Raw genomic sequence first — 20595 nt, 5'->3', positions numbered from 1 at the left:
AGTGTGTAGGTGGGTTTTCGACATTAACCCCTCATAGTAACAAATTCTTCAGCACCCGTTGGGTGTATTGCTACTACTGAGTCAAAATCTGCTTTAGTCGCGCCCATTTTCATGGCCACGCCAAAGCCTTGTAGTATTTCGTCCATACCAAAGCCGATACCGTGAATACCAACGACGACTTCATTATCACCTGCACACACTAGCTTCATTTTACAGGCTTGGCGATGTGCGGTTACTGCAGAGTACATTGAAGTAAATGTTGAGGTATAAACCTTAATATTGTCTTGGCCATATTTTTCAGCCGCTTCAGGCTCTGTTAAGCCCATAGTACCTATGGGTGGATGGCTAAAGACTACAGTAGGAATTAAGCTGTAATCCATTTTTGCATCGGGCATGTTACCAAATAAACGCTCTGACAATAAACGACCCGCTTTAACGGCAACAGGGGTTAATTCAACACCACCTGCCATAATGTCGCCAACACAATAAATCCCTTTTGCGGTAGTATTTTGTTGTTCATCAGTAATGACGTAGCCTTTTGCATCTAACTGCACGTCGGTATTTTCTAGACCGATATTACCCGTTGATGGTGAGCGGCCAATGGCCCAAATTAAGCAATCAACTGTTAAGCTTTCGCCATTTTCTAATTCTAAGGTGACACTGCCATCGACATTCTTACTGACCGACTTAGGTACACTATGGGTGTGCAGCGTTGGACCATCAGCGGCCATAGCATCGACTAATGCATCCGCTAGAATAGGATCGAAGTTGCGAAGTGGAGCATGCTTACGCACCAATAAGTGAGTCTCGCTACCTAGGGCATGTAATACCCCGGCAACTTCAACCGCAATATAACCCGCACCTACCACAGCAACGCGTTTAGGTTGCTCGCGTAAAGCGAAGAAACCGTCTGAGTCGATACCGTATTCGGCGCCTGGAATATCAGGAATCGTCGGTGCACCACCAGTAGCAACCATAATATGGTCGGCTGTGTAATGCTCACCATTGACTTCAATGGTGTTGTTATTGACGAAGCGGCCATAGCCGTCTAATAAGGTCACGTTATTGTTGGCAAAACCACGGCCATAGGCATCATGAATGCGCCTAATATATGCTTCACGGCTATCAACTAGAGTGTTCCAATCGAATTTGTTGACGGTAACGTCAAAACCATAGTCTTTGGCGTAAAGGTTAAGTGCTTCGGCAATATGAGCGCCATACCACATGACTTTTTTGGGGACACAACCAAGGTTTACGCAAGTGCCGCCAACCTGATTTGCTTCAATAATTAATACTTTTGCACCACGCATTGCTGCACGGTTTGCAGAGGCAATACCACCACTGCCTGCGCCAAGCGCGATATAGTCAAAATGTTGAGCCATGATGATCTCCACTACGGTTAATGCGTCCATTGTAGGGGGGATTGTGTTTGCAATCTAGTCGTTAGCTCAATGCTTTATGCTAAATGAGTCAGCGTTTATGTTGGCACTCCCCTCGGTCAACGTCATTGGGACCGGTAGTTGCGCACTTAAGACAGGTCCATTCACTTTTTCTAATATCAATTTCATCTTGATAATGACTAAATTGACTGTTTTGATTTTGTCTTTGTTGTTTGGTTAAGTGCTTTATACGGTTATTTAGCCAACGACAGCTAGGATCGTCCACAACATTGATGCCAGCTTGGCGTGAGGTGGTATTAGTTTGTTGGTTGGCTTTAATAAGCTTTTGTAGGCTAGGTTTGAGGTAGATTTCATCGGCGCGATATTCTAATGCTGAGCGGGTGTCGCTGGGTAAGCTAATCGTATTACCTTGGCTATCACTGGCAGATTGCAGTGGTAAGTTTTTGGCATTGTCATTAGTGAGTGATACGGCTTTATTCGTCGATGCTTGAGTTAACTCACTGAGTTCTCCAGCACACAATATTGGAGCACTTAATAAGGTTATCCATTGTACGGCACATAAAGTGGCGAATTGCACTTGGCGGGTAAACATATGCGTTCCTTGCATAGCTTAATCTTGGTCATTAAGTGTAGTCGCAGATGATTAAATTGCGAGCCTAATGCTTCAAAACGTCCAGCCTATGTGCACACCTGTATAGGTTGTATCTAGACTGCCTTGATGATTTTCGGTACGGGCTTGCAGCTTGATGTCCTCTAGAGCAATAGTGCGGCTAAGTTGTGCTGAGACCGTTAGGTTAGCTGTTAATTGGTACAGTGCTTCTAAACCAAATTGCACATGGTTAGCGCCATTGTGTTGTTCGCTGCTGTACTGAAAATCAACGCCATGTACTAAATAGGGGGTTAATGTGAGCCGCTCGTTAATATCCCATGGACTGTGTAAACTGAGCTCCACAAAGTAGCCCGCCGCTTCAGTGGCAAACGTGTAGTTAATGGTTGGTACCAGCCAGCGAATACCGTTATAGGTTAATGAACTGAAAAATTCATTGTCAGATGTGCATTCAGCGCCATAACACTCTAGGCGCTGATAACCCAGGGAGAGATTAACTTCATCATGAAGTTGGAGGGTGTATTCTATACCTGCATTCCATTCAATATAGTGAACTTGAGTTGCGCGTCCAGCAATGGCGAAAGCGACTAAGTTATTTTGTGCAACACTGGCGACACCCCAAACAATCCCACCGTTGGCTAAGTTATTGCGTCCTTGGCTAATATAATGATCATTCCAGGCAACATCGAACGCCATTATTGGCTGGTCGTCTGCCATGGTAAGCGCGGATGTTAAGGGAAACGTTATTACAATAAAGAGAGCAACCCAAAAATAGCAGACACAATGCTTCTGACTTGGCAGGTAACAATCAAAGGGCATATTTATCTTGCTCATAGTTACAATGTTGCTAGAGAGATGTTGATGCCGCGTATGTTAGCCTTTTTAAAAATTAATTAAATGATAATAAGTCTTATTTGAGACTTCTGTTCAATATTAGATATTTTGCTCAAGTAGCAAATTAAAGTGGGAGCTTGGTCATTCTATTCTCTTGATAAATCGGTTAAGCAGAAAGCATATGCTGTAATGGATCTGCGAGAGTACCCTCGAAAATGGGCAATGGAAATATCATCGGGTGTATTAGAAATGCTGGTTATATTTGTTAGGATAAATTGCTCCAATGCTTGAAAATGGCATTATTTAACCCAATATAAGCTAAATACTCACGCGAAATATTTCGAGGAATCTTTATGAGCAATCCATTGCTAAGTGGCGCAGAATTACCAGAATTTTCAAAAATCAAACCTGAACACATTCAGCCTGCTGTTGAGCAAGCGATTGCCAAATGTCGTGAAACCATTGATGAGCTATTAGCTAAAAATAGCTCATACACTTGGGATAATCTAATTGCACCCCTTGAAGAAATCGATGATCAATTAAGTAAAGCATGGTCACCTGTGTCACACATGAACTCAGTGATCAGTAGTGATGAATTACGCGATGCACACGATGCTTGCTTGCCGCTTTTGTCTGATTACGGCACTTATGTTGGTCAACATCAGGGCTTGTACGAAGCGTACAAATCTATCCATCAATCTGCTGAATTTACTGCGTTAACCCAAGCGCAAAAAATGGTCATAGAGCAAAGCTTACTCGATTTTGAATTGTCTGGTATCGGCTTAGACGATAACCAAAAAGCACGTTATGGTGAGATTGTTAAACGTTTATCTGAGTTAACTAGTCACTTTTCTAATCAACTGTTAGATGCTACCGAAGCGTGGACCAAGTTGATTACTGACCAAGCCGATTTAGCCGGTTTACCGGAATCAGCGATTTCAGCTGCGAAAGCAATGGCGGATGCCAAAGAGCTAAAAGGTTGGTTATTCACACTTGATTTCCCGTCTTATTTACCTGTGATGACCTACAGCGAAAATCGTGAGTTACGTGAAGAATGTTACCGTGCATTTGTGACTCGTGCGTCTGATCAAGGCCCTAATGCTGGTGAGTTTGATAACACCAACAATATGAATGAAATCGTCGCACTGCGTCACGAGTTAGCTAATTTACTCGGCTTTGCTAGCTACGCTGATAAATCATTAGCCACTAAAATGGCAGAAAATCCAGCGCAAGTACTGGGCTTTTTAAATGAATTAGGCGAGCGTTCTAAAGATCAAGCTGCCACTGAATTAGCCGAGCTACGTGCGTTTGCTAAAGAGCATTATGACGTGAGCGAAATGGCATCATGGGACTTAAGTTTTTACGCTGAAAAACTGCAACAGCATAAATACCAAGTGTCACAAGAAATATTACGCCCGTACTTCCCTGAAGATAAAGTCTTGTCAGGTTTATTTTATACTGTAAACCGTTTATTCGGTTTAACTATTAGTGAGCAGAAAGGTGTCGACACTTGGCATAAAGACGTGCGTTTCTTTGATATTTTTGATGATCAAAAACACCACCGCGGTAGCTTCTACTTAGATTTATATGCTCGCAGCGGTAAGCGTGGCGGCGCATGGATGGATGATTGTCGCGGTCGCCGTATGACCTCTACGGGTTTGCAAAAACCGGTAGCGTATTTAACTTGTAACTTTAATGGCCCAGTGGATGGCAAACCGGCATTATTTACCCATGATGAAGTAACCACTTTGTTCCATGAGTTTGGCCACGGCATTCACCATATGCTCACCAAGGTAGATGTTGGTGGCGTGTCTGGTATCAATGGTGTGCCTTGGGATGCAGTAGAGTTACCAAGCCAGTTTATGGAGAACTGGTGCTGGCAAGAAGAGGCGTTAGCGGAAATTTCTGGTCATTATGAAACTGGTGAACCATTACCAAAAGCCTTGCTGGATAAAATGCTAGCAGCTAAAAACTTCCAGTCTGGCATGATGATGGTGCGCCAACTTGAGTTTTCATTATTTGACTTTAGAATGCATCACGAATTTGACCCAGCAAAAGGTGTCGATATTCAAGGCATTTTAGACCAAGTACGCAGCCAGATTGCGGTATTAACCCCACCGAGCTTTAATCGTTTTCAGCATGGTTTTGCTCATATTTTTGCTGGTGGTTATGCGGCAGGTTACTATAGTTATAAATGGGCCGAAGTACTCTCCGCTGATGCTTTTTCGCGTTTTGAAGCCGAAGGTATTTTTAATGCTGACACTGGTAGAAGCTTTTTAAACAACATTCTTGAGATGGGCGGCAGTGAAGAGCCGATGGCGTTATTTAAACGCTTTATGGGCCGCGAACCAAACACTGATGCGTTACTGCGTCACAGTGGTATTGCGGTGTAATTGGATGGATTCAAACATAAGAGGTACTTAACTCGTGCCTCTTATTAACTGACTAATTAATCTTTATTGAGTAACGAATATTCAATAAAGATTTAATTAATTTAATTTGGCGACATCTTTTTAGTTTTAAACTGTGTATAACTATTGTTTTGGTTTTATTCACAGCATACATTTACGGTTGTAAATTTATCATCAAACTCCCATGGATCCAGAACATTGACAACCACACCCAACGCTATATTTTTCGAGTTAACTCCCGGAAAAATTGTTGATTTACAGATCGACCATCCCGTTAAATTGCGTCTTAAAGCAATGTTGGTCGGGTACGATCTAGGTCAATATATTATCCTCAAGCATCCAGCTCCTCAGAATATGAGTAACTACAGTGATGTGCTTGTGGAAGGTAATGTTGTGGTGGTTCGTTATTTATTGGAGGGCCAGCAAGGCGAGTGTTATGCATTTCGATCGACCATTAGAAATATCACTAAAATCCCTGAAAAATTTATCTTCTTAAGTTATCCCGCTAAAATAGAAAACCGTCAGCTTCGCACTCATCAACGTTTTGTGACTCATATACCTGCATCTATTGTCACAAGAGACGATGATGATGTAAAAAAACTATCCCAATTAAAAGGCATTATTTCGGATATTTCTGCCAAAGGCTGTGGTTTTGTATTCAAAACTGATAACTCGAAAGTTAAAGTTAATCCGAAAGATATTTTCATCATTATGCGTTCACCCAACGATACTGAAATAACCATTCCCGCGAAGGTGTGCAATAGTCGCTTTGAGAACGGAAAAGTTAACGTAGGTATTCAATTTGCAGAGGATGATGAACAAGTTAGGGCCATATTGAACCAGCTTTCTATTGAGTTATAAGCTAGAGTCTTGGGCATAATCATTTCGTTAACGTCAGTGTTGGAGCATAAGCGGCTCTTAAGCTGGTCTTTGTTATGGACTCATAATTAATCGCAACTTGTTTATTCTGGTTTTCGCTCTTGAAGCACTTCTTTAAAGGCGAACATAGCGTTTAATGCCGCAGGAAAACCAGCATATACTGACATTTGTAATAATACTTCTTTTACTTCCTCTTCGCTGCAACCGACATTTAAAGCCGCACTCAGATGAACCTTGAGCTGAGGTTTACAATTACCTAATGCGGTCAGTGCGGCAACAGTGGCTATTTCTCGCGCCTTTACATCCAAACCGGGTCGGGTATATATATCGCCAAACGGATATTCAATGGTAAATCGGGCTAAGTCAGGGCAGATATCTTGCAGGCTTTCGATAACATTATGACCTGCTTCGCCGTCAATTTTTGACAACTGTTCCATGCCTAAAGTGAATCTTGAATTTGGCATTGATGTACTCCTATCGATAAGTAGAAGTCACACCTTACAAGTTAAAGTTAACTCTAAGTCAACTGACTTTATTGGCTTTATACAAACTAATTTTGTTTTCTAGCGCCAGTAAATGTTGTTGCTGGCGTTCAATGTGAGCTTGCAACTGGTCTTTGTGATGCTCAAGTAGTTGTTGGCGATCTAACACTGTACTTTGCCCTAATGCTCGCAATTGGGCGTATTCTTGAATTTTTACTAAAGGCATGCCAGTGTCTTTCAGGCGTTTGATAAACGTAATCCAGGCTAAATCTTTAGCTGTGTAGACTCGATGGCCACTGCTGTTTCGCTGAATCTTGTTGAGTAAACCGACTTTTTCATAATATCGCAGCGTATAAGAAGATAATCCGGCTAACGTCGAAAATGCTTTCATGTTCATCATTTATTTTTTACCCTGCAAATGGCAACATTCAGCATAATTATTGACCTAAAGGCGGTTGCCATAATTCGACTTTATTACCTTCAGGATCGATCACCCACGCAAACTTGCCAAATTCAGACTCATCTATCTTATCGAGGACGTTACAGCCTTCAGTTTTTAGGGCTGCGACGACAGCTTTGAGGTCTTCAACTCGGTAATTGATCATAAATGGGGCTTGGCTTGGGGAAAATTGGTCGCTTTTCTCTGAACTCACCGCCCAGATAGTCGTTCCACCTACGGGCTTGTTATTTGAGTCGCTCCAAGAGAAAGCCGTGCCGCCCCATTCCTGAACATCAATGCCGAGATGACGCTTGTACCAAGCTTGTAATGCAGGTGCATCTTTTGCTTTAAAAAATATGCCGCCGATACCTGTGACTCGTTTCATGTGAACCTCCCATGTACCATGTTTAGAGATGTCTTTGCGTTACCTGGTAATGTATTTAACATTCCATTATTGGCTTACAGTATGATGTAGCAAAGGCGTCTATTAATCTTTTTCGCTCGTTGAGTTATGTTGTTTTTTTACTTTCGCTATGATCTCGGCATGCTCTGGTTTAATGGGCATGACTTTTACGAGACTAACATTGCTACCGCCAGTGTTCCCCGTTGGTACGCCTTTTATTGCAGTGAATAAAACCGCCCCAATGATACGAATCATTTGACCTATGGCTTCATTCATATCACGCTGTTTTATTGCCCAACGCAGCATTAAATAATGCACTTTTACATGCCAATAGGTTGATTCCTGCCCAAGCACGTGAGCATTCTCAAGATAAACAAATGAATCTGCAACATTACCTAAACGGTCGGATTGGTCTGCTTTAGATAACTGCTCTTGCACGTAAGGAGTGATATTTTTGGTATAACTATTCAATGTTACCTCTCCAATTTATTATCCTCAGTTGAATTTTCGTCGTTATTTTTTGAACTTCAGAGTACAACCAGTTAAAAAGTTGAGCAAAAAAATAATAAAGCGCTGTCATTAGGGCGGCATAAATACCGATATCAACGATACGCGGTAAGTCAGATAACCCGGTAAAATTATCTTCCAACGAATATGTCACAAAACTGACTACACTAATTGAGCAGATTAGCGTTAAGTACAGCGAGAGTGTGCTAGTGGTATTCCATTTACTCATGAGCGTCCTTTATTTCATGTTGGCTAACTCTCAAGGATAGCCGTGAGCAATATCTGTTGAGGTTATTTATCCTGCTTTTTTCAGTCTGCAATGTAAAGTATTGCATAACTTAAACATACTCGTTGAGTTCAAATGAGAGTTATGCGGTGGTAGTCCTTGGGGTGAGGAGGAGAGGTTATGTATGGCAAATAACAAGTCATACAAGGATTAACTCATAAGGCCTTATTTTCTATAATCTTCATGATTTCAAGCATAAAAAAAGAGGTGCTTAGCACCTCTTAATCTTGTTATTTCATCTTCATTCACTGCAGATAAGTCTGCTTATGAATGACGTATTAGTAACATATTATGCCAGTTTTAAATCGTACTGGTTGCGGTACATCACCATGTCTTCGATGGTGAGTACAGGCATGTTGTGCTTAAGGCCAAAGGCGATAATTTCTGGTGTTTTGGCCATGCTGCCATCTTCGTTGGCCAGTTCGCATAATACGCCAGCTGGCATTAAGCCTGCCATTTGCATTAAGTCGACGGTGCCTTCGGTATGACCACGACGAGACATTACTCCGCCAGCGCGAGCACGTAATGGGAATACGTGTCCAGGATGAGCCAAGTCTGATGCTTTGGCATCGCGGTTTGCCGCAGTTTTAATGGTGGTAACACGATCTTGAGCGGAAACGCCAGTGGTCACTCCATGCTTTGCTTCAATGGAGATGGTAAACGCAGTTTGGTTGGCGCTGTTGTTATTGATAACCATTGGCGGCAATTGTAACTTGTTGGCGTGGTCGTCGGTTAAGCATAAACACACAATGCCGCTGCATTCGCGGATCATTAATGCCATTTGGGCTGTGGTTAAGTGCTCGACAGAATAAATAATGTCGCCTTCATTTTCGCGGTCTTCATCATCGAGTAGTAATACGCCTCGGCCTTCTCTAAGCGCTGCTAATGCATTTTCTACACGGGTGATTGGTTCGCCAAATTCGGCAAGTAGTGATAGCTGATTCATGGTTGTACTCCTAAAATGACCAGAATCAGGGCTTGTAAAGAGGGATCTAAATCCAAAACAAATTGCATCAATAGCCTAGGCTAATTGATGTATCTCTATTCTCTCTCATCCGGACTATAACCGTCGGCTCTGGACTGTTAGACATTACTCATGAGTAAATACCTAAGTCACCAGATCTGCTGACCTCGACGAATCGAGCGCTCGCGGGCTCACTTTTTCAAGTATACCGCCGGTGGGGAATTGCGCCCCGCCCTGAGAATTAAAAACAATATGTGTGTGTTAAACATCTAAGCTCAGACTGCTGGCTCAGCAAAACACGCAACTATGTTAATCAGTTAAGATTAAGATGAAAAGGGGTATCGGTCTCATTAATGTAATAAAGCATTACTAATGCTTATTTTACAGCGCAGCAATACCTAGGTTCAGTTATCTTAATCACTGGATGCAAATATCTATTGTTTACTGAGTTGAACGAGCTTGCTCACTGGTATGACCTTTGTTAGCCTGATGCGTTTATATCAGGAGTCACAGTTAATGAATTTGTATTTTCGTTTTATTTGGTTGTTTATATGGCGGATAAGGCATTGTAAACGCATCGGTTTTTTAGGTAATAGCCGGATTGATTATCGTGTGTTGCCTTTAGATTGTGACATCAATTTACACCTGACTAATTCCCGCTATCCAGCCTTTATGGATCTAGCCCGCACTTATTTGATAGCCGAAATGGGCTTGATGAAGGCATTTTTAAAAAACAGATGGTTACCCATTGTGAATGCTGCTGAGTTTACTTATATCCGCGATATTAAGCCATTTGAAAAATTTACCATAAACACCAAAATTGTCGGCTGGGATGAAAAGTATTTTTATATTGAGCATCGGATGCACACCGTGCGCGGCTTACATTGTATTGCTCATGTACGCGGTGTATTTATGTGTCGGGGTAAACAAGTGCCGATAGAAACCTTAATTGCGGCGGCCGGTTTCACTGGCGATGTGCCAGAGATGCCAGCGGAAGTGGTTAAGTGGAAACAGTTTTTACAGCTTAAAAAACAACGTAATATTTAATTATCACTATGTGAATAACATTCTAAAGTAAACTGGATGGTACAAGATTACGTACCAGTGATGAGTGTTTATATAATTGATATTGTAGTGAGGGTGAAGCGTGGCAAGGTTAGAAAAATTCAGCGATATTTGGGCTCGAGCCTGTGAGCGTAAAGGCGGACCTGCGGTAGTGAAGTCGATGTTACCGGATACTCTCGATATTGACGAAATCAGCCAATATACTGATGCTCAATTGCTGTCTGTGATGAGCAAGCGGGTGTTTCAAAGTGGATTTGTGTGGCGAGTGGTTGATAACAAATGGCCTGCCTATGAGAAAGCTTTTTTTGGTTTTGAGCCGATGAAGGTACTGATGCTTTCACCCGATCAAATTCAACAGCGTGCAACCGACCCTGAGCTTATTCGTCATCAAAAGAAAACACAGGCGATTGTTGATAATGCCTATATGATCCAACACATTAACCAAGAGCATGGAAGTTTTGCGGAGTTTATTGCTCATTGGCCAAGCGATGATATTACCGGTTTATGGCAAGTGCTTAAAAAGCGCGGCACTCGTTTAGGCGGTAATACTGGGCCCTATTTTTTACGGGCAATTGGTAAAGATACCTTTTTATTAAGCCAAGATGTTCAAGCCTATTTAACTGGCCATAACGTGGTTGATGCTGGCTTTACATCGCAAACTGCTTTACGCCAAACCCAAGCGGCTTTTAATCATTGGCAACAAGAGTCGGGCATGAGCTTGGCGCAAATTAGCCGGACGATTTCATTGGGCGTGGGCGATAATCGCGTTTAATTTTTCATGCTTTAAACGATGCGGTTAAACCTTATAACGACATAAAAACATGGCAGTAATATTGGCGGCAATCTGTTGTTTTTGTTCGTCGTTCAGTGGCTCTTCAACTTGAAAGATTAATGGCCAAAAACATTGGCCTTTTATCAAACTCTGCAATTCTGCTTGCGCTTGCTCGACATCTGTCACGCTTAATCGCTCATCTTGCGTGGCCGCTTTAATCCAACGTAAAATGGCATTCTCTTCTTTGATCACTTTTTGTAATTCTTGCTGCATTTCAGTGGTATAGAACAAATGACCAATTAACATACGCGACACTTCAATGTGTTCTTTTGATTGTAAGTAGTCCATATCGTCACGTACTAACTGCTGTAATTGTGCTTCTAAAGGTTGATGCGCGTCATACGCTACAGTGGGTTGAGATAATGCTTGCTCCCACAAATCAGTCATTAAAGTCATGACTAACGCTTCTTTAGTCGCAAAGTGATTATAGACTGTTCGTTTAGACACCCCAGCCACTTCGGCTAACTTATCCATACTGGTAGCCGTAACCCCTAATGATTTAAAGGTTGTTCTGGCGGCCTCTATAATCGCAGCACGTTTTAATTGGCTACGTGTTTGTTTTTCTGAGTTCATTGGTTTCATCTAAGCGATCTTATTGTAATATTTTACACTGAGCAGTTTACTTTTCAACAATGGATTATTAAACTACACTGTGTAGTTTACTTTTTGAAGCAATAGTTAAAAATAGTTGCAGATTTAAGGGTGATAAACACTATCATTATGTTCCTCAAACTTTTAATCAGACTGCTTTGAGCTATTGGTGGTGGCAGAGGATCATCTTAGTCAGCCACAAAGGGCATTGAAATTAAATCGCCTGATGGCATGTAAGGCTAATAGCACAAGATATTGTTTAACAGTGGCTATTTTAATGGCTTTTACAAATTGATGACTCTTTTTGGCTGTTTGACTCAGCATGTTTGCTATGGGCGCCTATAATAAATTACCACGCGATATCCAGATGTTGTCATTGCCATGCTCACAGACTCATATTGATGTTAATGCTAAGGTGATAAAGTCAGTAAAATAGCCAGTTTAATTTACCATTACATGATTGGTTTGAGTCTTTTGGGCGTATCAGTCAATTAACTAAATATAATATGAGCTTGCTGACTTTTAATGATGCTCAAATGGTTGGCTAATTCTCAAGCTGGCGAGTAATGCTGGCTATAGTATGCTTGCAGTATAAAAGATTGATGGTTTAAATAAGCTTGTCATCAACAACCACTAGGTTAGTGTATTACTGGTGAACATTGGTGCGGTTGTTAACCCACAAATTGATCCTGCTGAGATGTTAATAAATAGTGTTAAGAATGAAATAATTGATCGAGCTTGTTTTATTACTCACTCGAATAGCACAATTTTTTAACTTTTTAAGTATATATAACGTAAGCTTATTATTTATTTACAATTTATTCGCATCAGCTAAGTTGTTTGAATTTTATACCTATGCGATAAAGTACACAGAAAATTTTAAAGTTTAATATTAGCTATTTTCAAATCGGCTACTCAAGATCGAGTGGCGCACATTGAAAATAAATTGGAGTAGGAGCACTCATGCACAAAGCATTGAAAGTCGCCGCAGTTATTTCTGCTGCATTATGGATTACCGCTTGTGGTAAAGGGGATGAAAATGCCCAGTCACAACAACCGCGACCACCTACACCTGTTGGCGTGATGACCGTTGAAGCGATTTCGCAAGCGATTCAAGTTGAGCTACCTGGCCGCAGTCGTGCGTATTTAGAAGCCGAAGTACGACCGCAAGTCACAGGTATTATCACTAAACGTGCCTTTACTGAAGGGACTGAAGTTAAGCAAGGTCAATCACTGTATCAAATTGACGCCGCAACCTATAAAGCAGCACTGGTAAGTGCGCAAGCCGATCTTGCGAGTGCCAATGCTGGTTTAGCTTCCGCTAAAGCCAAAGCAGCGCGTTATGACAAGTTAGTTAAAACCAATGCGATCAGTAAGCAAGATTTTGACGAGACTGAAGCTGCATATAAAGAAGCACAAGCTGCGGTTGTGGTTGCTAAAGCCGCGATTAATACTGCGACAATTAACACTGAATATACTGAAGTTAAAGCACCGATTTCTGGTCGTATTGGCAAATCATCAGTGACTGCCGGCGCCTTGGTGACGGCAAACCAAAGCAATACGTTAGCGACAATTCAACAGCTTGATCCCATTAATATCGACATAGTGCAGTCAAGTGCGCAGCTGTTACGTTTAAAAGCTAACTTACGTTCTGGGCAGTTACTGGAAAGTGAAAATGCTAAAGTAACCTTAATCCTTGAAGATGGTAGCACCTACGAACAACAAGGCATTCTTCAATTTGCTGAAGTTAACGTTGATGAAACGACTGGCTCAGTAACCCTTCGCGCTGAGTTTCCTAACCCAGACGGAATACTGTTACCGGGTATGTATGTTCGTGCATTGCTCAATGCTGGCCAAGATCCACAAGCGATTTTAGTGCCACAACGTGCCATTACACGTAACTCTAAAGGTGAAGCTGTCGCAATGATAGTTAATCAAGACAGTAATGTTGAAATGCGCGTGGTAAAAACAGCTGAAGTGATTGGTAATCAATGGCGCATCGTTGATGGTTTGTCTGTTGGCGATAAATTAATTGTCGAAGGATTACAAAAAATTCGTCCTGGTGCACCTGTTTCAGCTCAGGCGTTAACGGCTGACCAACCACAAAAATAGGGAATCATTATGGCTCGCTTTTTTATTGATCGCCCTATTTTTGCTTGGGTGATTGCATTATTAATTATGCTCGCGGGTGTGTTAGCCATTAAAGGCTTGCCCATTGCACAGTATCCGAGTATTGCACCGCCAACAGTGGTGATCAGTGCTTTCTATCCAGGTGCTTCGGCTAAAACCATGGAAGACACGGTTACTCAGGTGATTGAGCAGCGCATGACCGGGCTGGATCACTTACGTTATATCTCATCGACCAGTGACAGTTTTGGTAATGCGAAGATTACCCTGACGTTTAATGCTGAGGCCGATCCTGATATTGCTCAAGTACAAGTTCAGAATAAGCTGCAAGCGGCTACTCCGTTATTACCCACTGAAGTTCAGCAACAAGGTGTACAAGTTAACAAGTCCAGCTCGGGCTTTTTAATGGTGCTTGGCTTTGTGTCTGCTGATGGTTCAATGGGGAAAAGCGATATTGCCGATTATGTTGCTGCCAACGTACAAGACCCAATGAGCCGTGTACCTGGTGTGGGTGAACTGACACTTTTTGGTGCGCAGTACGCAATGCGTATTTGGTTAGACCCGCTTAAGTTAACCCAATACAAACTAACCAGTATTGATGTCATTGCTGCAATACGTGAGCAAAATGCTCAGATATCAGCGGGTCAATTAGGTGGTGCGCCTTCGGTTGCGGGTCAAGAGCTTAACGCGACGGTATCAGCACAAAGCCGCTTACAAACACCAGAGCAGTTTAAGAAAATTATTGTTAAATCTGATTCGTCGGGCGCCAACGTTTTTCTAGCCGATGTTGCCAGAGTGGAATTAGGCGCAGAAAGCTACGCGGTAGACTCATATTATAATGGTAAACCCGCATCTGGTTTAGCGTTTAAATTAGCCACCGGTGCGAATGCGTTAGACACTGCAGAGGGTATTAAAGCCAAAGTTAATGAGATGAAAGAGTTTTTCCCTCAAGGGCTTGAGGTGGTTTATCCCTATGATACAACGCCGTTCGTTGAGCAATCAATCGAAGGTGTGGTGCATACATTGATAGAAGCCATAGTGTTGGTGTTCTTGATCATGTACCTGTTTTTACAAAATTTTAGAGCAACACTTATTCCAACAATCGCTGTACCTGTGGTGTTATTAGGAACATTTGCTGTGTTATCTGCAGCCGGTTTTACCATTAATACCTTAACCATGTTTGCTATGGTATTGGCGATTGGTTTACTAGTAGATGATGCGATTGTTGTGGTTGAAAACGTTGAACGCGTAATGTCTGAAGAAGGCTTAAGTCCGCTTGAGGCAACCCGAAAATCAATGGATCAAATTACCAGTGCCTTAGTCGGTATCGGTTTGACCTTGTCGGCGGTGTTCGTTCCAATGGCATTTATGTCTGGCTCTACCGGGGTCATTTATCGTCAGTTCTCTATTACTATTGTTTCAGCGATGGCTTTATCGGTGTTTGTCGCCATCGTGTTAACGCCGGCATTATGTGCCACCATGTTAAAACCGATCGAAAAAGGTCATTCCTACGCAGATACTGGTTTCTTTGGCTGGTTTAACCGTAAGTTTGATGCAATGACATCGCGTTATGAATCAAGTGTCGGCAGTATTCTTAAGCGTTCTTTTAGAGTTATGCTGATTTATGTTGGTTTAGTTATTGCTGTGGGTTGGATTTTCTTACGTATGCCAACGGCATTCTTACCCGATGAAGACCAAGGTATCTTGTTTACACAAGCGATTTTGCCAACTAACTCCACCCAAGAAAGCACGGTTAAGGTATTAAAAGACGTTTCTAATTATTATCTTACTGAAGAAAAAGACATTGTGAGATCAGTCTTTACTGTTTCAGGTTTCAGTTTTGCTGGTTCTGGGCAAAATATGGGACTTGCGTTTGTGGGTTTAAAAGATTGGTCTGAACGTGAAGCACCGGGTGAAGATGTTAAATCATTGGCAGGACGAGCCATGGGTCACTTTGCGCAAATTAAAGAGGCGTTAGTGTTTGCCTTTGTGCCGCCATCAGTGATTGAGCTTGGTACTGCAAATGGTTTTGATGTCTACCTGAAAGACCTAAATGGTCAAGGACACGCCAAGTTAATTGAAGCGCGTAATCAATTATTAGGCATGGCTTCACAAAACTCGAATCTTGTTGGGGTTCGTCCAAATGGTCAGGAAGATGCGCCGATATACAAAATTAATATTGATCACGCTAAATTGCGTGCTTTAGATATTGATATTAATAGCGTCAACAGCGTGCTGGGTACCGCATGGGGCGGGTCATATGTGAATGACTTTATTGACCGTGGCCGAGTTAAAAAGGTTTATGTTCAGGGGGACGCTAAATATCGTATGCAACCCGGTGATTTAGACTCTTGGTATGTACGTAACAATAATGGTGAAATGGTACCGTTTTCGGCATTTGCATCGGGTACTTGGGAATTTGGCTCACCACAATTACAGCGCTTTAACGGTGTCCCCGCAGTCAATATTCAAGGCTCAACAGCACCGGGTTATAGTACTGGTGACGCGATGGATGCATTAGAGGAGATGGCCAAGCAGCTTCCTCCAGGGTACGGCTTAGAGTGGAATGGTTTGTCGTACGAAGAACGTTTGTCGGGTAATCAAGCACCTAGTTTGTATGCTTTATCTATCCTAATTGTGTTCTTAGTATTGGCTGCTCTGTATGAAAGCTGGTCAGTGCCTTTATCGGTGATTTTAGTGGTACCACTAGGGATTATTGGGGCGCTATTGGCAATGAATGGTCGCGGTTTACCTAACGACGTATTCTTCCAAGTCGGTCTGTTAACCACGGTGGGCCTGGCGACTAAAAACGCCATTCTAATTGTCGAGTTTGCCAAGGAATATTACGAAAAAGGATCTGGGCTAATTGAGGCAACATTACATGCGGTACGTGTGCGTTTACGCCCAATTCTAATGACTTCATTAGCATTTGGTTTAGGTGTTGTGCCATTAGCGATTAGTTCTGGAGTTGGCTCTGGTAGTCAAAATGCCATCGGTACTGCGGTATTGGGCGGTATGATGACCTCCACCTTCTTAGGTATCTTCTTTGTGCCGTTATTCTTTGTGGTGGTTGAGCGCATTTTCAGTAAGCGTGAAAAACCAACGGAAGAGGAAGATGAACAAGTCGATAACGATAGAAAAAATATTTAATTTTTTACATTATTGATTGTAAAAAGCCCAGTTTAACTGGGCTTTTTTATGACTATTGTTTTTGAAAAGATACAGAGAGTGAAAGCTGACTCAAAAGGTATTAAGTCGGCATTATTAAACGGTATTTGGGTTTGTATTCAATAGAAAACTGAAAATATGTTTAAAAAACACTCTGGTTAAAATTATATTAGGTATCTGATAAAGTTAGCTATTTAATTTTAATCGGTGCAGTTTTAGGTCACATATGTACAGATTTGTTGTGTTATAGTCGAAATGTCAATTAAAACAGCTTATTAACATCTATTCGTGCTTTACTGATACTTTAATGGTTATTTTTTAGCTAAGCTATCATCGATAAAGATGAACTTTTGATTAAATTATGATTATGATAGTGAATAACAATAATAAAGGATGTCACCATGCAGGCGCTATTTATTAGCCTCACTTTAGCCGCTATTCTGGCTTATCTTTGGTATGCCAGTTTACTTAAAAAGCGCACTTCAGCCATTGAAGCGCTGAAAGTGATCGACGCAAAAATTGATAAAAGATTAATGTTGTTCACTGAACTGTGTCAGGAAAAAAAGTCGTATCAACACCCCCTAACTGATGATCAACAAGCTCAATTGTTGCAACTTAAACAAATGCAGCCCCAACATGATTGGGAACAACCCATAGAAGAATCAAACGTAGCGGGCGGCTCCTTGTCGGTATCTATTGCTGCGTGGCAACAGATTGATCAAGGTTTAGAGGCGTTATTATCAACGGTAAATAAAGACAAACTGTGTGCTGACCAGCTTGCCGAGTATTTACAGTTAGAACTCGATTTTGTCCATGCAGAGGATTTTTACCGCAAAGCCGTCGACGAGTTAAACAGCGGTGTTAAAATTTTTCCTGGATCTGCTGTGGCTAAATTTGCGCGTATCGCGCCGATGCCAATATTCGATCAAGTGCAGGACTAACCCAATGATATGGGGTAATCGACAGACGCTATTGGGTATCATGGGATTGTTGGCTTGCGCTGGTTTACACATGCAGGTGCAAGCCAAACAAGTGATTTATCCCGCCGTAGAAGAAGTTGACAAGCCACAACTCAAAGCTAAGTACTTGCCTGAACAAGCCGCAGTTAAAAAACAGTTATCGTTACAACCTACACAACCTGCACCCGTTGCAGAAAACACCGCTCCGGCATCAGAAATGGATAAGATGACGAGTCGAAGCAAGGTTGATTCAATCAAAGATCCATTGTCATTAACAGCAGGCTATGTCGATGAAAAACCGCAGCCGCGCACTTTAACGAATGACTACCCGTTAAAGCCGTCGGCCAGTGTACCGAGTAAGCAGCGCATTAAGGCGAGTTATTCCGACAATGGTATCGTGAGTGATTTAGGCGTTGAAAAACGTAAAATTTACCAATATAAGCAAACCAATGGCGTGATGGTATTTAGCGATGTACAACCGCAGGGTGATGACTACCAAGTGCTGTTGTATGAATGTTTTGCATGTCGTGTCGACTCGGTTATCGATTGGTATAAAATTCCATTATTTACTTCACCTTTTGCTGCCGATGTTGCTTTAGCAGCGCGCCAATATCAGCTGGATCCTGCACTTATTCGGGCCGTTATTCATGCTGAGTCGGCTTTCAAAATGGGTGCACTATCAAAAGCGGGTGCCAAAGGCTTGATGCAGTTAATGCCTGCGACCGCTAGCGATATGGGCGTTGATGATCCTTTTAATGCTCAGCAAAATATTCGCGGTGGCAGTCGTTATCTTGCACAGTTACTCAGCCAATTCAACGGCGACATTGATCTTGCGTGTGCAGCATACAATGCTGGCCCGACTACTGTGATGCAATACCGCGGCATACCGCCCTATCCTGAAACACAAGCTTATGTAAAGCGTGTAAAAATATTATTAAAACGCTATCAAAAGGCATTAGCCAGTTAATTTAAGGTAATTATTAATGAATCATTTACTTGATAAACTTCACTCCAAGCGTATCCCGTTCCGTCTCACTCAGGGCTATGGCCTTGCTAGTATGGCCGGATTACTGATATTGGGCGCTGTAGCTGTCCCCGCCGTTGCTGCCGATAAATCATCAGCTGCGCCATCGCAAGAAGATGTGCGTTTATACGACATCGCGACTGCACCACAAGCCCAGCGGATTGAGCAAGATATTCGCACTTTAGTCGGTTTCGGAACCCGCCATACCTTGTCTGATACTCAATCTGATACCCAGGGTATTGGTGCAGCAAGACGTTGGATTGAAGCTGAATTTAATCGTATATCTAAAGAGTGTGGCGGCTGTTTAGAAGTGGTGACTGTGGCTGATACCGTTCAAGGTAAACGAATTGCGAACCCAACCGAAGTGGTTAATGTTATTGCTATTCAACGTGGTCAAACAGATCCTAAGCGCGTAGTGATGATGAGCGGTGATATTGATTCACGTGTCAGTGATGTATTAGATGCCAGCTCAATTTCTCCTGGCGCTAATGACAATGCGTCGGGGGTTGCGGGAGCGCTAGAAGCTGCTCGCGTATTATCAAAATATCAATTTAACGGTACTATCGTTTATGCTGCGTTGTCGGGCGAAGAGCAAGGCCTGTATGGCGGTAATATTTTAGCTGACTATGCAAAAGCGCAAAATTGGCAGGTTCAAGCAGTATTAAATAATGACATGATTGGCAATATATCAGGCATTAATGGCGTGGTGAATAACAGTAGTGTGCGGGTGTTTTCTGAAGGTGTACGTATTGCCGAAACCGCAGATGAAGCCAAAGAACGCTATTTTAGTGGCGGCGAAAATGATTCTGCTTCACGTAATTTAGCCCGTAAAATTAAATCGTTAGCAGACCAGTACATGACTAATTTAGAGGTGATGCTAGTGTATCGCCTCGACCGTTTTGGTCGTGGTGGACATCATTTACCGTTTAATCAGGCTGGCTTGCCTGCCGTACGGATTATGGAAACCAACGAGAACTATAATCGTCAGCATCAAGATATTCGCGTTGAAGATGGCATTGCGTATGGTGATGTGATTAAAGGTGTCGATTTTGACTTTACAGCCAAATTGACTGCACTTAATGCACTGAGCTTAGCGTCTCAAGCGTGGGCACCAGCACCGCCAACCAAGGTTACCATTGCAGGGCAAGTATCACCGAGTACCACCTTAAGTTGGGCAAAAAGTGATGATAAAACTGTTGTTGGATATCGCGTCTATTGGCGTTTAACCACAGTGCCACAATGGACTCACAGTCGCTATGTCGGCAAGGTTAATCAGTTCACGTTGGATAATATGGTTATCGATAATTACTTATATGGCGTGGCCAGCGTTGCCGCGAATGGCAATGTCAGCCCAGTGGTGTTTCCGGGTGCAGCAGGTGCATTCTTTAAATAACGCTCAGTAACAGCTTTGAAGATAACCAACAAAAATGCCCAAACCGTTGCTGCGGTTTGGGCATTTTCTATTATCTACTATCAGTAATCATTCTTCACATTGCACTGCAACATAAAGCCTGCAGAGGCTAAATTATTCACCGACTTCCCACTTCACAGTCGTATGGCCATCGGCATGACCTAGATTTAATAACGGCGTTAAATAATTTTAGCTACTAAATCATT

At 42.3% G+C, this 20595-nt stretch carries 18 protein-coding genes, 1 pseudogene and 1 riboswitch; of the genes and pseudogenes, 9 read left to right on the top strand and 10 right to left on the bottom strand.

Going from position 1 to position 20595, the window contains the following annotated elements:
- Positions 1–23: 23 nt before the first annotated feature.
- The 3 genes from gorA to H5164_RS14730 form a co-directional block, all read right to left on the bottom strand.
- Positions 24–1382: a glutathione-disulfide reductase gene (gene gorA, locus H5164_RS14740; RefSeq protein ID WP_182756878.1), complete on the bottom strand. Its 1359-nt coding sequence runs from the start codon at positions 1380–1382 to the stop codon at positions 24–26.
- An 88-nt stretch (positions 1383–1470) separates the two neighbouring features.
- Positions 1471–1992, bottom strand: coding sequence for a hypothetical protein (locus H5164_RS14735; protein WP_182756877.1), 522 nt, complete (start codon positions 1990–1992; stop codon positions 1471–1473).
- A 72-nt stretch (positions 1993–2064) separates the two neighbouring features.
- Positions 2065–2724 carry a hypothetical protein gene (locus H5164_RS14730; protein ID WP_259396823.1) on the bottom strand — a complete coding sequence of 220 codons (660 nt, stop codon included), beginning with the start codon at positions 2722–2724 and terminating at the stop codon, positions 2065–2067.
- A 470-nt stretch (positions 2725–3194) separates the two neighbouring features.
- Here H5164_RS14730 and prlC point away from each other — a divergent pair, with 470 nt between their 5' ends.
- Positions 3195–5234: an oligopeptidase A gene (gene prlC, locus H5164_RS14725; RefSeq protein ID WP_182741130.1), complete on the top strand. Its 2040-nt coding sequence runs from the start codon at positions 3195–3197 to the stop codon at positions 5232–5234.
- A gap of 216 nt (positions 5235–5450) precedes the next feature.
- Positions 5451–6113 (top strand): PilZ domain-containing protein, encoded by a 663-nt coding sequence (locus tag H5164_RS14720; RefSeq protein WP_259396822.1) that lies wholly within the window; start codon positions 5451–5453, stop codon positions 6111–6113.
- A 101-nt stretch (positions 6114–6214) separates the two neighbouring features.
- On the opposite strand, the gene H5164_RS14715 is transcribed toward H5164_RS14720, so the two are convergent.
- From H5164_RS14715 to ribB, 6 genes are all read right to left on the bottom strand, one after another.
- Positions 6215–6595, bottom strand: coding sequence for a carboxymuconolactone decarboxylase family protein (locus H5164_RS14715; protein ID WP_182756873.1), 381 nt, complete (start codon positions 6593–6595; stop codon positions 6215–6217).
- A 58-nt stretch (positions 6596–6653) separates the two neighbouring features.
- The gene (locus H5164_RS14710; RefSeq protein WP_259396821.1) at positions 6654–7013 is read right to left on the bottom strand and encodes a MerR family transcriptional regulator; all 360 of its coding nucleotides are present in this window, start codon (positions 7011–7013) and stop codon (positions 6654–6656) included.
- A gap of 37 nt (positions 7014–7050) precedes the next feature.
- Positions 7051–7437, bottom strand: a complete 387-nt coding sequence (locus H5164_RS14705; protein WP_182698264.1) for a VOC family protein — start codon at positions 7435–7437, stop codon at positions 7051–7053.
- A 102-nt stretch (positions 7438–7539) separates the two neighbouring features.
- On the bottom strand, positions 7540–7926 hold the full coding sequence (locus tag H5164_RS14700) for a DUF3703 domain-containing protein (protein WP_124016738.1): 387 nt from the start codon (positions 7924–7926) through the stop codon (positions 7540–7542).
- On the bottom strand, positions 7919–8191 hold the full coding sequence (locus H5164_RS14695) for a hypothetical protein (protein WP_182756871.1): 273 nt from the start codon (positions 8189–8191) through the stop codon (positions 7919–7921). Before H5164_RS14695 ends, H5164_RS14700 begins: the two co-directional genes overlap by 8 nt.
- A 346-nt stretch (positions 8192–8537) precedes the next feature.
- Positions 8538–9194 carry a 3,4-dihydroxy-2-butanone-4-phosphate synthase gene (gene ribB, locus H5164_RS14690; RefSeq protein ID WP_182756869.1) on the bottom strand — a complete coding sequence of 219 codons (657 nt, stop codon included), beginning with the start codon at positions 9192–9194 and terminating at the stop codon, positions 8538–8540.
- A 93-nt stretch (positions 9195–9287) separates the two neighbouring features.
- Positions 9288–9458, bottom strand: a riboswitch (FMN riboswitch).
- 270 nt (positions 9459–9728) lie between these two features.
- Here ribB and H5164_RS14685 point away from each other — a divergent pair.
- Both H5164_RS14685 and H5164_RS14680 read left to right on the top strand, forming a co-directional pair.
- On the top strand, positions 9729–10259 hold the full coding sequence (locus tag H5164_RS14685; RefSeq protein ID WP_182756867.1) for a thioesterase family protein: 531 nt from the start codon (positions 9729–9731) through the stop codon (positions 10257–10259).
- 100 nt (positions 10260–10359) lie between these two features.
- Positions 10360–11049 (top strand): DNA-3-methyladenine glycosylase I, encoded by a 690-nt coding sequence (locus H5164_RS14680; RefSeq protein ID WP_124016740.1) that lies wholly within the window; start codon positions 10360–10362, stop codon positions 11047–11049.
- A 24-nt stretch (positions 11050–11073) separates the two neighbouring features.
- Here the strand turns inward: H5164_RS14680 and H5164_RS14675 are convergent, their stop codons facing one another.
- A complete protein-coding gene (locus H5164_RS14675; RefSeq protein WP_124016741.1) occupies positions 11074–11691 on the bottom strand; it encodes a TetR/AcrR family transcriptional regulator C-terminal domain-containing protein in 618 nt (205 codons plus the stop codon).
- 972 nt (positions 11692–12663) lie between these two features.
- Here H5164_RS14675 and H5164_RS14670 point away from each other — a divergent pair.
- From H5164_RS14670 to H5164_RS14650, 5 genes and pseudogenes are all read left to right on the top strand, one after another.
- Entirely contained in the window at positions 12664–13812 is a 1149-nt protein-coding gene (locus tag H5164_RS14670; protein WP_124016742.1) for an efflux RND transporter periplasmic adaptor subunit, read from the top strand.
- Positions 13813–13821: 9 nt separating this feature from the next.
- A complete protein-coding gene (locus H5164_RS14665; RefSeq protein ID WP_182741125.1) occupies positions 13822–16977 on the top strand; it encodes an efflux RND transporter permease subunit in 3156 nt (1051 codons plus the stop codon).
- Positions 16978–17396: 419 nt separating this feature from the next.
- Positions 17397–17936: a hypothetical protein gene (locus H5164_RS14660; RefSeq protein ID WP_124016744.1), complete on the top strand. Its 540-nt coding sequence runs from the start codon at positions 17397–17399 to the stop codon at positions 17934–17936.
- 361 nt (positions 17937–18297) lie between these two features.
- Positions 18298–18921: pseudogene (locus tag H5164_RS14655) on the top strand (lytic transglycosylase domain-containing protein); the annotation flags it as partial.
- Positions 18922–19012: 91 nt separating this feature from the next.
- Entirely contained in the window at positions 19013–20371 is a 1359-nt protein-coding gene (locus H5164_RS14650) for a M28 family peptidase (protein WP_404948431.1), read from the top strand.
- Positions 20372–20595 lie beyond the last annotated feature (224 nt).

Origin of the sequence: Shewanella sp. SG41-3 (genome assembly GCF_014164545.1) — a bacterium.
Lineage (GTDB): Bacteria > Pseudomonadota > Gammaproteobacteria > Enterobacterales > Shewanellaceae > Shewanella > Shewanella vesiculosa.
The sequence above is the reverse complement of the archived record's forward strand: the minus strand, read 5'-3'. Positions and strand labels throughout refer to the sequence as shown.

Coding starts and splice junctions, on each gene's coding strand:
- H5164_RS14650 (WP_404948431.1), top strand. CDS start 19,013: ATGGCCGGATTACTGATATTGGGCGCTGTAGCTGTCCCCGCCGTTGCT.
- H5164_RS14695 (WP_182756871.1), bottom strand. CDS start 8,191: ATGAGTAAATGGAATACCACTAGCACACTCTCGCTGTACTTAACGCTA.
- H5164_RS14710 (WP_259396821.1), bottom strand. CDS start 7,013: ATGATGAACATGAAAGCATTTTCGACGTTAGCCGGATTATCTTCTTAT.
- H5164_RS14670 (WP_124016742.1), top strand. CDS start 12,664: ATGCACAAAGCATTGAAAGTCGCCGCAGTTATTTCTGCTGCATTATGG.
- H5164_RS14660 (WP_124016744.1), top strand. CDS start 17,397: ATGCAGGCGCTATTTATTAGCCTCACTTTAGCCGCTATTCTGGCTTAT.
- H5164_RS14705 (WP_182698264.1), bottom strand. CDS start 7,437: ATGAAACGAGTCACAGGTATCGGCGGCATATTTTTTAAAGCAAAAGAT.
- H5164_RS14735 (WP_182756877.1), bottom strand. CDS start 1,992: ATGTTTACCCGCCAAGTGCAATTCGCCACTTTATGTGCCGTACAATGG.
- H5164_RS14715 (WP_182756873.1), bottom strand. CDS start 6,595: ATGCCAAATTCAAGATTCACTTTAGGCATGGAACAGTTGTCAAAAATT.
- gorA (WP_182756878.1), bottom strand. CDS start 1,382: ATGGCTCAACATTTTGACTATATCGCGCTTGGCGCAGGCAGTGGTGGT.
- H5164_RS14685 (WP_182756867.1), top strand. CDS start 9,729: ATGAATTTGTATTTTCGTTTTATTTGGTTGTTTATATGGCGGATAAGG.
- H5164_RS14730 (WP_259396823.1), bottom strand. CDS start 2,724: ATGGCAGACGACCAGCCAATAATGGCGTTCGATGTTGCCTGGAATGAT.
- ribB (WP_182756869.1), bottom strand. CDS start 9,194: ATGAATCAGCTATCACTACTTGCCGAATTTGGCGAACCAATCACCCGT.
- prlC (WP_182741130.1), top strand. CDS start 3,195: ATGAGCAATCCATTGCTAAGTGGCGCAGAATTACCAGAATTTTCAAAA.
- H5164_RS14675 (WP_124016741.1), bottom strand. CDS start 11,691: ATGAAACCAATGAACTCAGAAAAACAAACACGTAGCCAATTAAAACGT.
- H5164_RS14665 (WP_182741125.1), top strand. CDS start 13,822: ATGGCTCGCTTTTTTATTGATCGCCCTATTTTTGCTTGGGTGATTGCA.